This is a genomic window from Pseudomonas sp. HMSC067G02, assembly GCF_001813485.1.
In the GTDB taxonomy this organism is placed as follows: Bacteria; Pseudomonadota; Gammaproteobacteria; order Pseudomonadales; family Pseudomonadaceae; genus Pseudomonas; species Pseudomonas aeruginosa.
Map to the genome: position 1 here is coordinate 97,335 of NZ_KV812708.1, position 12,616 is coordinate 109,950.

11 protein-coding genes are annotated in these 12,616 nt (G+C 65.6%); 7 read left to right on the top strand and 4 right to left on the bottom strand.

The annotated features are described in order from the left end of the window. Positions 1–452: methyl-accepting chemotaxis protein (locus HMPREF2914_RS23395; RefSeq protein WP_256562294.1), on the top strand; the 452-nt coding region annotated here is incomplete at its 5' end. On the opposite strand, the gene HMPREF2914_RS23400 is transcribed toward HMPREF2914_RS23395, so the two are convergent. Further along, on the bottom strand, positions 433–2,154 hold the full coding sequence (locus HMPREF2914_RS23400; RefSeq protein WP_003087559.1) for a SulP family inorganic anion transporter: 1,722 nt from the start codon (positions 2,152–2,154) through the stop codon (positions 433–435). The two genes, HMPREF2914_RS23395 and HMPREF2914_RS23400, sit on opposite strands and share 20 nt — an antisense overlap. A gap of 163 nt (positions 2,155–2,317) precedes the next feature. Further along, positions 2,318–3,322 carry an NADP-dependent oxidoreductase gene (locus tag HMPREF2914_RS23405; RefSeq protein ID WP_003110637.1) on the bottom strand — a complete coding sequence of 335 codons (1,005 nt, stop codon included), beginning with the start codon at positions 3,320–3,322 and terminating at the stop codon, positions 2,318–2,320. Positions 3,323–3,572: 250 nt separating this feature from the next. Here HMPREF2914_RS23405 and HMPREF2914_RS23410 point away from each other — a divergent pair, with 250 nt between their 5' ends. Then, positions 3,573–4,334, top strand: coding sequence for an SDR family oxidoreductase (locus HMPREF2914_RS23410; RefSeq protein WP_003120415.1), 762 nt, complete (start codon positions 3,573–3,575; stop codon positions 4,332–4,334). Between the two features lie 158 nt (positions 4,335–4,492). Beyond that, complete coding sequence (locus tag HMPREF2914_RS23415) at positions 4,493–5,386, top strand: bile acid:sodium symporter family protein (protein WP_003087569.1); 894 nt, start codon at positions 4,493–4,495, stop codon at positions 5,384–5,386. Positions 5,387–5,392: 6 nt separating this feature from the next. Here HMPREF2914_RS23415 and HMPREF2914_RS23420 read toward each other — a convergent pair whose 3' ends face one another. After that, entirely contained in the window at positions 5,393–6,589 is a 1,197-nt protein-coding gene (locus tag HMPREF2914_RS23420) for a benzoate/H(+) symporter BenE family transporter (protein ID WP_003087572.1), read from the bottom strand. A gap of 230 nt (positions 6,590–6,819) precedes the next feature. Here HMPREF2914_RS23420 and HMPREF2914_RS23425 point away from each other — a divergent pair, with 230 nt between their 5' ends. Continuing rightward, positions 6,820–7,455 carry a hypothetical protein gene (locus HMPREF2914_RS23425; RefSeq protein ID WP_023091987.1) on the top strand — a complete coding sequence of 212 codons (636 nt, stop codon included), beginning with the start codon at positions 6,820–6,822 and terminating at the stop codon, positions 7,453–7,455. Between the two features lie 39 nt (positions 7,456–7,494). Here HMPREF2914_RS23425 and HMPREF2914_RS23430 read toward each other — a convergent pair whose 3' ends face one another. Beyond that, positions 7,495–7,971 (bottom strand): MarR family winged helix-turn-helix transcriptional regulator, encoded by a 477-nt coding sequence (locus HMPREF2914_RS23430; RefSeq protein ID WP_003097819.1) that lies wholly within the window; start codon positions 7,969–7,971, stop codon positions 7,495–7,497. Between the two features lie 81 nt (positions 7,972–8,052). On the opposite strand from HMPREF2914_RS23430, the gene HMPREF2914_RS23435 reads away from it, so the two are divergent. The 3 genes from HMPREF2914_RS23435 (at position 8,053) to tssA (ending at position 12,606) form a co-directional block, all read left to right on the top strand. Then, the gene (locus HMPREF2914_RS23435; RefSeq protein ID WP_003097818.1) at positions 8,053–9,219 is read left to right on the top strand and encodes an aminotransferase-like domain-containing protein; all 1,167 of its coding nucleotides are present in this window, start codon (positions 8,053–8,055) and stop codon (positions 9,217–9,219) included. A 55-nt stretch (positions 9,220–9,274) separates the two neighbouring features. Then, positions 9,275–9,877 (top strand): glutathione S-transferase family protein, encoded by a 603-nt coding sequence (locus HMPREF2914_RS23440; RefSeq protein ID WP_023091986.1) that lies wholly within the window; start codon positions 9,275–9,277, stop codon positions 9,875–9,877. A 1,172-nt stretch (positions 9,878–11,049) separates the two neighbouring features. Further along, positions 11,050–12,606 (top strand): type VI secretion system protein TssA, encoded by a 1,557-nt coding sequence (gene tssA / locus HMPREF2914_RS23445; RefSeq protein ID WP_003097814.1) that lies wholly within the window; start codon positions 11,050–11,052, stop codon positions 12,604–12,606. The last annotated feature ends 10 nt before the right edge of the window (positions 12,607–12,616 follow it).

Genomic DNA, 12,616 nt, shown 5'->3' on the forward strand with positions numbered 1-12,616 from the left:
CCGCCATCGAGGCGGCGCGGGCCGGCGACCAGGGTCGAGGCTTCGCCGTGGTCGCCGACGAGGTGCGGGCGCTGGCGCGGCGCACCCAACAGTCCACGGCCGAGATCGAGACCCTGATCGGTGCCTTGCAGAATGGCACGCAGCAGGCGGTGCAGCGTATGCAGCGCAGCCACCAGTTGGTGGACCAGAGCGTCGACGACGCGCTGCAGACCGAGGCGGCGCTGGGCAACATCGCCACGGCGGTGGCGCTGATCCAGCAGATGAACCAGCAGATCGCCGCGGCTTCCGAGCAGCAGAGCGCGGTCGCCGAGGAGATCAACCGCAGCGTCACGGCGATCCGCGAGGTGGCCGATCAGTCGGCCCAGGCCATGCAGTCGACGGCTTCGTCCAGCGAACAACTGGCGGCGCTGGGGCGCGAACTACAGGGCATGGTCAGGCATTTCCGCTTGTAGCCGCGGCCTGGGCGGCGAGTCTTTCCTGCTGGCGCAGCCAGTAGCGATAAGCACTGACCCCCGAGCGCACCGAGCTGAACACCAGCGGCGGCTTGATCTCGCCGAGCATGCTCGAGCGTTGCAGCAGGTCCAGCGTCTGCCCGGTCACCCGCGCCAGCGACAGGTGCACGCCCTGGGCCTTGAGGATCTGTTGCACCTCGTGGAGGGTGGCCAGGCCGCTGATGTCGAGGTTGGTCATGGCTTCGGCGTTGAGCAGCACCGCATTCGGCCGCTCGCTGCCGTCCACCACGGCAAGCACCCGCTGCTTGAAGTAGTCGGCGTTGAAGAACAGCAGGGGGGCGTCGAAGCGGTAGATCACCAGGCCGGGAAGAGTGGTGGCCTGCGGGTACTTGGCCAGCTCGACCTGGCCGTCGATGCCGTGCATCCAGCCGAGCACCGCGTCGCTCGGGCGATAGGTGTAGTAGAGCAGGCGCAGCACGGCGATGCTGACGGCGACGAAGATTCCCGGCAGCACGCCGACGCTGAGCACGCCGACGGTGGTCAGCAGGCAGAGGCTGAACTCGAAGCGGCTGAGCTTCCAGAAGCCCTTCAGCGCCTGCACGTCGATCAGGCCCCAGCCGGCCAGCAACAGGACCGCGCCGAGCGCCGGCATCGGCACCCAGCCCAGGGGCTTGTTCAGCAGCAACAGGGTGGCGGCGATCACCAGCGCGGCGACCACGCCGACCAGTTGGGTCTTGCCGCCGACCATGTCGTTCACCGCGGTGCGGGAGTCGGCGCCGCTGATGGCGAAGCCCTGGGAGACCCCGGCGCCGATGTTGGCCAGGCCGAGGGCGACGAATTCGTGGTTGGCGTTGATGCTGTAGCCGTGACGGGCGGCGAAGCTGCGCGCGGTGAGCATGGCGCTGCAGAAGCTGACCACGGTGATACCGGTGGCGTCGCGCAGCAGGCTTTTCAGTTCCTCCAGGCTGGTCTGCGGCCAGCTCAGTTGCGGCAGCCCGGCCGGTACCTCGCCAAGCAGTTCCACGCCGTAGCGATCCAGGCCCAGCAGCGCCGCGGCGAGACTGGCCAGGAGGACGCCGCAGAGCGCCCCGGGCAACTGCGGGAAGCGCCGCGGCAGCAGCACCATCAGCAAGAGCGAGAGGCTGCCGAGGATCAGCGTCGGCCAATGGATGTGCAGCAGGTTCTCCAGCAGCGCGAGGATGCCGGCGACGAAGCCGCTGGTCGCCGCCTCGTAGCCGAACAGCTTGCCCAGTTGCCCGACCAGCAGGCTCAGGCCGATGCCGTTGAGGTAGCCGACCAGGATCGGTCGCGAGAGGAAGCTGGCGATGAATCCGGCGCGGGCCAGGCCGGCGACGATGGAGAACAGCCCGACCATGATCGCGACGATCATCGACAGGTCCACCAGGCGCTGCGGGTCGCCCGCCGCCAGCGGGGTGATGGCGGCGGCGACCATCGCCGCGGTCGCCGCGTCGGGGCCGACCATCAACTGTCGCGAGCTGCCGATCAGGGCGTAGATCAGCATCGGCAGGATGCACGCATAGAGGCCTACCTGGGGCGGGAAGCCGGCGATCTGGGCGTAGGCGATGGCAGTGGGGATCTGGATCGCCGCCACCGACAGCCCGGCCTGGACATCCGGACGGAACCAGGCGCGGCGGTAGTGGAGCAGGCTATCGAGTCCGGGTACCCAGCGGGCGAGTGGCATGCGGCTGTTTCCTTGCAGGCGCGGATGCCGCAGCTTAGCCCGAAGGACAGGCGGCAGGATTGCCGGGAATCATTATTTCTTCAGTGCACACGCTCTTCGAGGCGAGGCGCAGGGCGGATAGCGCAAGGCGCTATCCGCCGCTTCTTCGCGCCGGCGGCGGACCTCAGACCTTCAACACCAACTTGCCGAAGTTTTCCCCGCTGAACAGCTTGAGCAGGGTCTCGGGGAAGGTCTCCAGGCCTTCGACGATGTCCTCGCGCGATTGCAGCTTGCCTTCCGCCAGCCAGGTGGCCATCTCCTTCAGGCCTTCTGGGAAGCGCTGGGCATAGTCCATCACCACCATGCCTTCCATGCGCGCCCGATTGACCAGCAGCGACAGGTAGTTGGCCGGGCCGCGCACCGCTTCCTTGTTGTTGTACTGGCTGATCGCCCCGCAGAGGACGATGCGTGCCTTGAAGGCGATACGGGTGAGCACCGTGTCGAGGATTTCGCCGCCGACGTTGTCGAAGAACACATCGATGCCCTTCGGGCATTCGCGCTTGAGTCCGGCGGCGAGGTCTTCGTTCTTGTAATCGATGGCGCCGTCAAAGCCCAGCTCCTCGACCAGGAAACGACATTTCTCGGCGCCGCCGGCGATGCCCACCACCCGGCAGCCCTTGAGCCTGGCGATCTGCCCGGCAACGCTGCCCACCGCACCGGCGGCGCCGGAGATCACCACGGTCTCGCCGCTCTTCGGCTGGCCGACGTCGAGCAACGCGAAGTAGGCGGTCATGCCGGTCATGCCCAGCGCCGAGAGATAGCGCGGCAGCGGCGCGCGGGACGGGTCGACCTTGTAGAAACCCTTGGGCTCGCCGACGAAATAGTCCTGCACGCCGAGGGCGCCGTTGACGTAGTCGCCGGCCTGGAAGCCGGGGTGCTTCGAAACCAGCACCTTGCCGACGCCGAGCGCGCGCATCACCTCGCCGATCCCCACCGGCGGGATGTAGGAGCGGGCGTCGTTCATCCAGCCGCGCATCGCCGGGTCCAGCGACAGGTACTCGTTCTTCACCAGGATCTGGCCCTCGGCCGGCTCGCCGAGCGGGGTCTCGACGAAACTGAAGGTGTCGCGGCCGGGCAGCCCGCTGGGACGCTGGGCCAACTGGTATTGCCGATTGATCTGGGAGGTCATGGCAGGGCACTCGAATGTCGGGAAACAGGTCCCTAGGGATAGCCGGCACCGGCGCCGGCGGCAAGCGAAGGCGAGTGCGGAAATGACCGGTCATCTATGCCGATGATTCGCCGCCATCAGTCTTATCAGCGGGCTGGATGGCCCATCCTCCAGTCCCCTGATAGTGCTATGCCTTGCGCCGGCCCTGGCTAGACTGGCGCGGCCCGGTTCCGTCGCGGTTGGCGGAAGGCGATTTTCCGAGGAGCAGCAGATGAGCAAACTTCTTTCCGGCCAGGTCGCACTGGTCACTGGCGGTGCGGCGGGCATCGGCCGCGCTACCGCGCTGGCCTTCGCCGCCGCCGGGGTCAAGGTGGTGGTCGCCGACCTGGACAGCGCCGGCGGCGAGGGCACGGTCGAAGCGATCCGCCAGGCAGGTGGCGAAGCCCTCTTCATTCGCTGCGACGTCACCCGCGACGCCGAGGTCAAGGCGCTGGTCGAGGGTTGCGCGGCGGCCTACGGCCGTCTCGACTACGCCTTCAACAACGCCGGCATCGAGATCGAGCAGGGCAAGCTGGCCGACGGCAACGAAGCCGAGTTCGACGCCATCATGGCTGTCAACGTGAAGGGCGTCTGGTTGTGCATGAAGCACCAGATCCCGCTGATGCTGGCCCAGGGCGGCGGCGCGATCGTCAACACCGCCTCGGTCGCCGGGCTCGGCGCGGCGCCGAAGATGAGCATCTACGCTGCTTCCAAGCACGCGGTGATCGGCCTGACCAAATCGGCGGCGATCGAGTACGCGAAGAAGGGCATCCGCGTCAACGCCGTGTGTCCGGCGGTGATCGACACCGACATGTTCCGCCGCGCCTACGAGGCCGATCCGCGCAAGGCCGAGTTCGCCGCCGCGATGCATCCGCTGGGTCGGGTCGGACGGGTCGAGGAAATCGCCGCCGCGGTGCTCTACCTGTGCAGCGACCACGCGGGCTTCACCACCGGTATCGCCTTGCCAGTGGACGGCGGGGCGACGGCGATCTGAGCGGGCGGCGATACAATCGGGATGCCCCGGCGCGGGGCATTCGCATTCTGTTACAGGTCGGCGCGCGGTTTGGCGCGCCAGGCCACTGCCGGGGGACTAACCTGGGTCGAGAATCCGGGGCCTGAGCCCGTCTCCATCGCATCGGAGCAATAACAATAATGACCGCCGATCCCATCCTGACCCTGTTCCTCCCCATCGCCCTGGGCATCATCATGCTCGGTCTCGGACTGTCCCTGACCCCGGCCGACTTCCTCCGCGTGGTGCGCTACCCGAAGCCGGTGCTGGTCGGCCTGGTGTGCCAGATCGTCCTGCTGCCCATGGCCTGTTTCCTGATCGTCCAGGGCTTCGCCCTCGAGGCGGCCCTGGCGGTCGGCATGATGTTGCTGGCGGCCTCGCCCGGCGGCACCACCGCCAACCTCTACAGCCACCTGGCGCATGGCGACGTGGCACTGAACATCACCCTGACCGCGGTGAACTCGGTGATCGCCATCCTCACCATGCCGCTGATCGTCAATCTGTCGCTGCAATACTTCATGGGCGACGGGCAGGCGATTCCCCTGCAGTTCGGCAAGGTCATGCAGGTGTTCGTCATCGTCCTCGGCCCGGTGGCCATCGGCATGCTGGTGCGCAACCGCCTGCCGGCCGTGGCGGATCGGCTGCAGAAGCCGGTGAAGATCCTTTCCGCGCTGCTGTTGCTGGTGATCATCCTGCTGGCGCTGGCCAAGGACTGGCAGACCTTCGTCACCTACGCGCCGGTGGTCGGGCTGGCCGCGCTGGCCTTCAACCTGCTGAGCCTGGCGGTGGGCTATTGGGTACCGCGCCTGCTGCGCCTGCCGAAGGCCCAGGCGGTGGCCATCGGCATGGAGATCGGCATCCACAACGGCACCCTGGCGATCGCCCTGGCGCTGAGTCCGAGCCTGCTGAACAACAGCACCATGGCGATTCCGCCGGCGATCTACGGGGTGTTGATGTTCTTCACCGCGGCGGCCTTCGGCTGGTGGGTCAGCCGTGGCCACCAGGCCGCGCCGGCGCCCGTGACGGCGCCGGACTGAGGTCGGTCAGCCGCGCCGCCAGTTGAGCACGAACTGAGTCAGCAGGCCGGCCACCAGGCCCCAGAACGCCGAGCCGATGGACAGCAGGGTGAAGCCGGAGGCGGTGACCATGAAGGTCACCAGCGCGGCCTCGCGCTGGCGCTCGTCGGCCATCGAGTTGGCCAGGCCGTTCATGATCGAGCCGAGCAGGGCGATGGCGGCGATGGACAGCACCAGTGCCTTGGGGAACGCCGCGAACAACGCTGCCAGGGTGGCGCCGAAGGTTCCCGCGACGCAGTTGAAGAAGCCGCACCAGAGCGCCGCGGTATAGCGCTTGTGCGGGTCCTCGTGGGCCGAGGGACCGGTGCAGATCGCCGCGCTGATCGCCGCCAGGTTGATCCCGTGGGAGCCGAACGGCGCCAGCAGGATCGAGGCGATGCCGGTGCTCGAGATCAGCGGCGAGGCCGGCACCTGGTAGCCGTCGGCGCGCAGCACGGCGATGCCGGGCATGTTCTGCGACGCCATGGCGACGATGAACAACGGGATGCCGATGCTGATGGTGGCGGCCAGGGAGAAGCTCGGCGTGGTCCACTCCGGTACCGCCAGTTCCAGGCGGAACCTGCTGAAGTCCAGCTGGCCCAGTATCCCGGCCAGCAGCACCCCCACCAGTAGCGCAGCGAACACCGCATAGCGCGGCGAGAAGCGTTTGCACAGCAGATAGCTGAAGAACATCGCCAGCACCAGCAGGGTCTGTTGCTCGGCGGCGTTGCAGATCTCGATGCCGATGCGGAACAGCACCCCGGCCAGCAGCGCCGAGGCCAGCGAGGAGGGAACCTGGCGCATCAGGCGTTCGAAGCTGCCGGTGACGCCGCACAGGGTGATCAGGAGGGCGCAGACGATGAAGGCGCCGATCGCCTCGCTGTACGGCACTCCGGGCAGGCTGCTGATCAGCAGCGCCGCGCCGGGGGTGGACCAGGCGATCACGATCGGCACCCGGTAGCGCAGGGTCAGGCCGATGGTCGCCAGGCCCATGCCGATCGACAGGGCCCAGATCCACGAGGAAATCTGCGCGCTGCTGAGACCGGCGTTCTGCCCGGCCTGGAACATCAGTACCAGCGAGCTGGTGTAGCCGGTGAGCATGGCGACGAAGCCGGCCACCACGGCGGCGGGAGAGGAGTCGGCGAACGGACGCAGACGAGGCTGGGGCTGGGTGGTTTCGGTCATGCCGGGTACTTCCATGGAGTGTGCGGGACGACCGGGCACGGCGGTAGGCGGAGCCACGGGGCAGGTTGCGCGAGGCGCGGAGTGCCGATCATCTTTTTCTGTTTTGCGCAGCCTAAACAGCCGGCCAGGGGCTGTCCCGGTACAGCCGCGGACATAGTTGGCCATACAGTCGCAGCTGCCGGAAGCTGGCGGAGCTGGTAACTTCCCGGCATTTGCCGAGGAGCTTCGCCATGGATGCAAACCCCTACGCCACGCCGCGTGTCGAATTGGTCGAGCAGGGCATACCGGATGCTTTCCGCCGGCGCTGGACGTCCGCGCAACTGCGCATCCTCGCCTGGCTCTGCCTGGCCTCGATAGCCGGCGGCGTGGTGCTGATGGTGCTCAGCCTGCTGGAGGCATTCGGCGATGGCGCCGCGTTCGGGGTCTACGCCGACTGGCTGGGCCTGCTCCTCAGCCTGCTCGGCGCCTACCTGCTGCTGCGGCTCAAGCACCTGGTCGAGTCGCGCTTTCGCGGCCCCTCGCTGGCCTGGCCGGTATGGTTGTCGATTCTCCTGACCCTGCTGGGCGAGGGCTGGAGCCTGCTGGCGGTTACCGACGATGCGCTGCAGGGCTGGAACTGGCAGGCGCTGGTGTACTTCGCGCTGCTTGCGCTGATCGGCGCTACCACCCTCTGGCTGGGCCTGCGTCTGCTCAAGCAGGAAAACCTCTATCCGTCGCTGCGGATCATGGCCTGGCTGGACATCGCCGGCGGCGCGATGCTGGCTTCGGTGCTGTTGCTGGTGCTGGCGGTACTGCCGCTGCTGGCCGCCACCCTGGCCATGGCGCTGGCCTGCTGGCGCGCGGCGCGGGAGCTGGAGCGGGGCTAGCGGGCAGCCGGAGCGTCCAGGCGCCAGGCCCATGGGGCGTCAGTCGGCGGCCTCCGTCGCCGCTTCGCCGCGGCTGCCTGCATGCGCCCGAGCCAGGGTGCGATTGACCGCCAGCCAGCCGGAGACCGCTTCGCCGCCGGCTTCCTCGAAGCAGCGTTGGAGCAGCCGCGACTGCTCGCGACGCAGCGCCTTTTCCAACCGCACGCCCTCGGCGGTGAGGCCGAGGAGGCGTTTGCGCTTGTCGTCGTCGGCGGTGGCGCTGCCGATCAGGTTCATCTCCAGCAACTGGCGCAGCGGGATGTTCAGCGCCTGCTTGGTCACGCCGAGCAGGGCCAGCAGTTCCTTCACGCTGAGGCCCGGATAGCGGGCGATGAAGAACAGCACGCGGTGGTGCACGCGACCCAGGCCGCGGCGGGCGAGCATCTCGTCAGGCTTGGTGGTGAAGGCCTGGTACGCGAAGAAGAAGGCTTCCATCATGGCCTGCTGCTGGACGGCGTGGTTTTTCAGGTCAGGCATATTGACGCTTCCGGGCGCGGCATCGTAGTTTCGGTCAAGCAGTTTGACTCATTTTTCCCCGCCTACGCTACCGGTGATCCCATGGCCTTCTCTGAACGCATCTCCCGCCTGAAAAGCTCCTTGATCCGCGAAATCCTTGCCGCGGCGCAGCGTCCGGAGGTGATGTCGTTCGCCGGCGGGCTGCCGGCCGAGCCGATGCTGCCGAAGGTGCAGTGGGAGCAGATGCCGGCCTCCATGGGCCAGTACGGCATGAGCGAAGGCGAGCCTGCCCTGCGCGAAGCCATCGCCGCCGAAGCGCGCGCCCTCGGCGTCCCCTGCGAGGCGAGCCAGGTGCTGATCGTCAGCGGTTCGCAGCAGACCCTCGACCTGGCCAGCAAGCTGTTCATCGATCCGGGCACCGAGGTGCTGCTCGAGGCGCCGACCTACCTCGCCGCGCTACAGGCCTTCCAATTGTTCGGCGCCGATTGCGTGACCGTGCCGCTGGGTGCCGAGGGCCCCGACCTGGTTGCCCTGCGGCAGCGCCTGGAGCGACACAAGCCGGCCTTCGCCTACCTGATCCCGACTTTCCAGAATCCGTCCGGCGTGCGCTACAGCGAGGAACGCCGCGACGCGGTGGCGGCGCTGCTAGACGAATTCGGCGTGACCCTGATCGAAGACGAACCCTATCGCGAACTGGTGTTCGACGAGGGCCGCGCAACCCCGCTGGTCAGCCGCCTGCGCAAGTCCAGCTGGATCTATACCGGCACGGTGTCGAAGACCCTGCTGCCGGGCCTGCGCGTCGGTTTCCTGATCGCCACCCCGGACCTGTTCCCGCACCTGCTGCGGCTGAAACAGTCGGCCGACCTGCATACCAACCGGGTAGGGCAGTGGCAGGCGCTGCAATGGTTCGGCAGCGAGGCCTACCGCCAGCACCTGGCCGAACTGCGCGAGTTCTACCGGGTCCGCCGCGACGCCATGCAGGAGGCGCTGCTGGAGCACTTCGGCGAGCTGGCCGAATGGAATATCCCGGAGGGCGGGCTGTTCTTCTGGCTGACCCTCAGGCAGCCGCTGGATACCCGCACCCTGCTCCAGCCGGCGCTGGCCGCCGATGTCGCATTCATGCCCGGCGAACCTTTCTTCGCCGAGCCGGAGCAGAACCTCGGGCGTCTGCGGCTGAACTTCAGCCACGTCGCCCCGGAGCGCCTGCACGAAGGCCTGCGGCGCCTGGCCAAGGTCGTCCGCGACGCCCAGGCCGCCGAAGCGGCCTGAACCCTCATCGGCGCTCCTCCGAGGGCGCCGGCCATCCGATCCGAGGAGCGACACGATGTACAAGGTCTACGGTGATTACCGTTCGGGCAACTGCTACAAGATCAAGCTGGCCATGTCGCTGCTCGGCATCGACTACCAGTGGGTTCCGGTGGACATTCTCAAGGGCGAGACCCAGACCCCGGAGTTCCTGGCGAAGAACCCCAACGGCAAGATACCGGTGCTGGAGCTGGAGGACGGCAGTTGCCTGTGGGAGTCCAACGCCATCCTCAACTTCCTCGCCGACGGCAGCGCCCTGTTGCCCAGCGAACCGCGCCTGCGCACCCAGGTGCTGCAATGGCAATTCTTCGAGCAATACAGCCATGAGCCCTATGTGGCCGTGGCGCGCTTCATCAAGCTCTACCTCGGCCTCCCGGAAGCCCGCCGCGCCGAGTTCGAAGAGAAGAAGACCGGCGGCTACAAGGCCCTCGACGTCATGGAGAAACAGCTGTCGCGCACGCCATTCCTGGTCGGCGAACAGTTCTCCATCGCCGATATCACCCTCTACGCCTACACCCATGTCGCCCATGAAGGCGGCTTCGACCTGACGGCCTACCCGGCGATCCGCGCGTGGATCAAGCGAGTGGGGGAGGTGCCGGGGTATGTGGGGATGCTGGATTGAGGGGAGCTTCGATCAGCGGTTGGCGAGGCAGTGATTTCTGTCATGAGCGGGAATTTCGGGTAGAGCGAAATTTTTATGCATCGGGCTGGATGCGCGTTTTTCCTGATTATTCGTAGCTCGCTTTCCTGGCGCTGCTGTTGGTACCCGGCGCTGCGCTGGTGGCGGGTCAGTTACTGGCCGTTGAGGTCGATGCCCAGGAGGGCATCGACCGACTGGCCGCGCTAGCCGACCCGACTACTGTCGGGCAGCTTTCTCGCCAGTAGGCGCACAGCACTGTCGAGCGGGTAAGCGGTGCGCAATTCTCTGTCGTCGCCGTACGCGGCCTACCGCATAAGTTGGTCATCGAGGGCTTGGCGATAGGCGCTGCGGCGGTCATCGAATCCTGCTTTCCTGACTGCTCGGGTCGCTATCGATTTCCGCCCAGCCGGTGCGGTACGGGCGTGTCCAGGGTAAACGCAGCGGTGCGTCCCGCCTGCAGTCGGTCACGGCGCAACTTCCTCGCCGGTGGCCATGGGACCGCCCATCTCGATTAATTTCCCTAACAATTCCCGTGCCAGTCTTTTCATGGCTCTTTTAATCAATCTCATCCAATGGCTGATTGTTATCCATGTCTCATTCTGAAAAGAAAAATAACAAGTGAATTGAGCAAGAAGTTGCGCAGTGTTGTGCAACTTTTTGCGCAGTAGTGTCCAGGCCAGTATTTTCAAGGGTTGCGGATTGTTATTGGGGATATTTCTTGGTTTTCATTGTGCAACTTCTTGCACAATCGCTGTTACGCTCTAAATCAGCTGTTGGTTCGCTTGGAACGCCTATGTTTCGAGGCTCTCCGGAGGAATCCATACTGCCTGCCTTATTTTTTATAAATTGTTAACTACCTGTTTTGGTAGGGTTTTCCAAATGGCCATCAATGTCGTTATGATGGCTAGAGCCAAGCCGTAAAGGGCATGGACGCAGACGCCTGACGTTTGGCTGAAAATCTTTCATTGATTCGTATCAATGAATAGGAAAATTCCCAAAGAGGGAATGTCCTGTTGCTTGCCAGTTTTTATGTTGTTTTCATGGAAAAGGCAAAGAGCTCTTCAGGCTATTGGGATTTTTGTTCGGTTTTTATGCCAACTAGTTGAATTGTTAAGATATTCATTGGCGCACATGGTGTGCATTGAAGGGTTAGGATGACCTATTCGAGCAAGCTCTCCTCGCATTATCTGGAACTCGCGGAACAGCCGATTTCAAAGGATGTCTTTGCGGGTGAGGATGTGCGTTTTTCCAGCGAATACGAGGCGCTGGAAAATGAGCTGGGCAAGGCGCTCTCGCTCCATGAGAACGGCCAGACCGACTGGTTGAAAATCCTGGAAAACAGCGAAGCGCTGCTTCGTGCCCAATCCAAGGACCTGCGTGTTGCAGCCTGGTTGACCTGGGCTCTCTACCAACGGGAATCCTTTCCCGGTTTGCTGGCCGGACTGGGATTGCTGGAACGTCTGTGCAGCCGGCATTGGGTCGAGATCCATCCGCTCAAGGCGCGCACTCGCGCCGCGGCCATTGCCTGGCTGGTGCCCCGGCTGGAGCAGGCGCTGAACGAGAACGTACCGATCAAGGAGCAACTCCCCCTGTTCCGGCGTCTCGCCGAGCACCTGGAAAAACTCGATACCGCGCTGACCGCGCAACTGGGCGACGACGCGCCCTTGTTGCTGCCGATCAGCCGACGCCTTTCGGGCATGCTCCAGCGCGCCGCCGACAACCAGCCCGAACCTGGCGTGGTCGGCGCCGTGGTGGCCCAGGTCAAGCAGGCGGCCAGCCAGTTGCTGGCGCCGGGTGCGCCCATCGACAACGAGCGCGACGCCCACAAGGCCATGCGCGCCCAGCAGGAGGCCGCACGCCCCCTGTGCGCCTGGTGGCTGAAGCAGAAAGCCACCGATCTGCGCGCGCTGCGCCTCAACCGGACGATGCTCTGGCTGCCCATCGAGTCCATGCCCGAGCGCAATGCCGAACAGGTCACTGCGCTAAGGGGAGTGCCGGCGGACAAGCTGAAAAGCTACCAGGAGCGTTTCGCCCAGGGCCTGTACGCCGATCTCCTGGTGGAGCTGGAGGCGAGCCTGGCACGGGCGCCGTTCTGGTTCGACGGCCAGCGCCTGGTCTGGGAGTGCCTGCAAGGGCTCAACGCCGAGCAGGCGATGCGGGAAGTCGAAATGCATTTCGCCTTGCTCCTGCAGCGTCTGCCGGGGCTGGTGGAGCTGCGTTTCCACGACGGCAGCGCATTCGCCGATGCGGCCACCCGCGGCTGGATCAGCGCCCATGTCATGCCCCATCTCCAGAACGACAGTGCGCCGCGCAAGGTCGAGACCGTGGCCCTGCAGGCCGAATGGGACGTCGCCCTGGACGAGGTCCAGCCGGTGTTGCGCAAGGACGGCCTGAAGGCGGCGGTACAGGTGTTGAAGCAGGGCATGAAGCGCGCCCACGGCGGGCGCGCCCGGTTCTTCTGGCAACTGAGCCTCGCGCGACTGTGCTTCCTGGCGAAGAAGTACGAGCTGGCCAAGACCCAGCTGGAGAGCCTCGACCATCAGTTGCACGAATCGGGATTGCACGCCTGGGAGCCCGATCTGGCGCTGGATGTACTGCACCTGCTGCATAGCTGCTGCGAGCTGTTGCCGCAGAACCACGCCGTGCGAGAACGCAAGGAAGACATTTATCGCAGGCTGTGCCACCTCGATCTCGAGGTGGTGCTCGAATAGGGCTTCGCGC

What these genes read in the sequence shown, in the direction of transcription:
- HMPREF2914_RS23400 (WP_003087559.1), bottom strand. Translation starts at nt 2,154, where the DNA reads ATGCCACTCGCCCGCTGGGTACCCGGACTCGATAGCCTGCTCCACTAC.
- HMPREF2914_RS23405 (WP_003110637.1), bottom strand. Translation starts at nt 3,322, where the DNA reads ATGACCTCCCAGATCAATCGGCAATACCAGTTGGCCCAGCGTCCCAGC.
- HMPREF2914_RS23410 (WP_003120415.1), top strand. Translation starts at nt 3,573, where the DNA reads ATGAGCAAACTTCTTTCCGGCCAGGTCGCACTGGTCACTGGCGGTGCG.
- HMPREF2914_RS23415 (WP_003087569.1), top strand. Translation starts at nt 4,493, where the DNA reads ATGACCGCCGATCCCATCCTGACCCTGTTCCTCCCCATCGCCCTGGGC.
- HMPREF2914_RS23420 (WP_003087572.1), bottom strand. Translation starts at nt 6,589, where the DNA reads ATGACCGAAACCACCCAGCCCCAGCCTCGTCTGCGTCCGTTCGCCGAC.
- HMPREF2914_RS23425 (WP_023091987.1), top strand. Translation starts at nt 6,820, where the DNA reads ATGGATGCAAACCCCTACGCCACGCCGCGTGTCGAATTGGTCGAGCAG.
- HMPREF2914_RS23430 (WP_003097819.1), bottom strand. Translation starts at nt 7,971, where the DNA reads ATGCCTGACCTGAAAAACCACGCCGTCCAGCAGCAGGCCATGATGGAA.
- HMPREF2914_RS23435 (WP_003097818.1), top strand. Translation starts at nt 8,053, where the DNA reads ATGGCCTTCTCTGAACGCATCTCCCGCCTGAAAAGCTCCTTGATCCGC.
- HMPREF2914_RS23440 (WP_023091986.1), top strand. Translation starts at nt 9,275, where the DNA reads ATGTACAAGGTCTACGGTGATTACCGTTCGGGCAACTGCTACAAGATC.
- tssA (WP_003097814.1), top strand. Translation starts at nt 11,050, where the DNA reads ATGACCTATTCGAGCAAGCTCTCCTCGCATTATCTGGAACTCGCGGAA.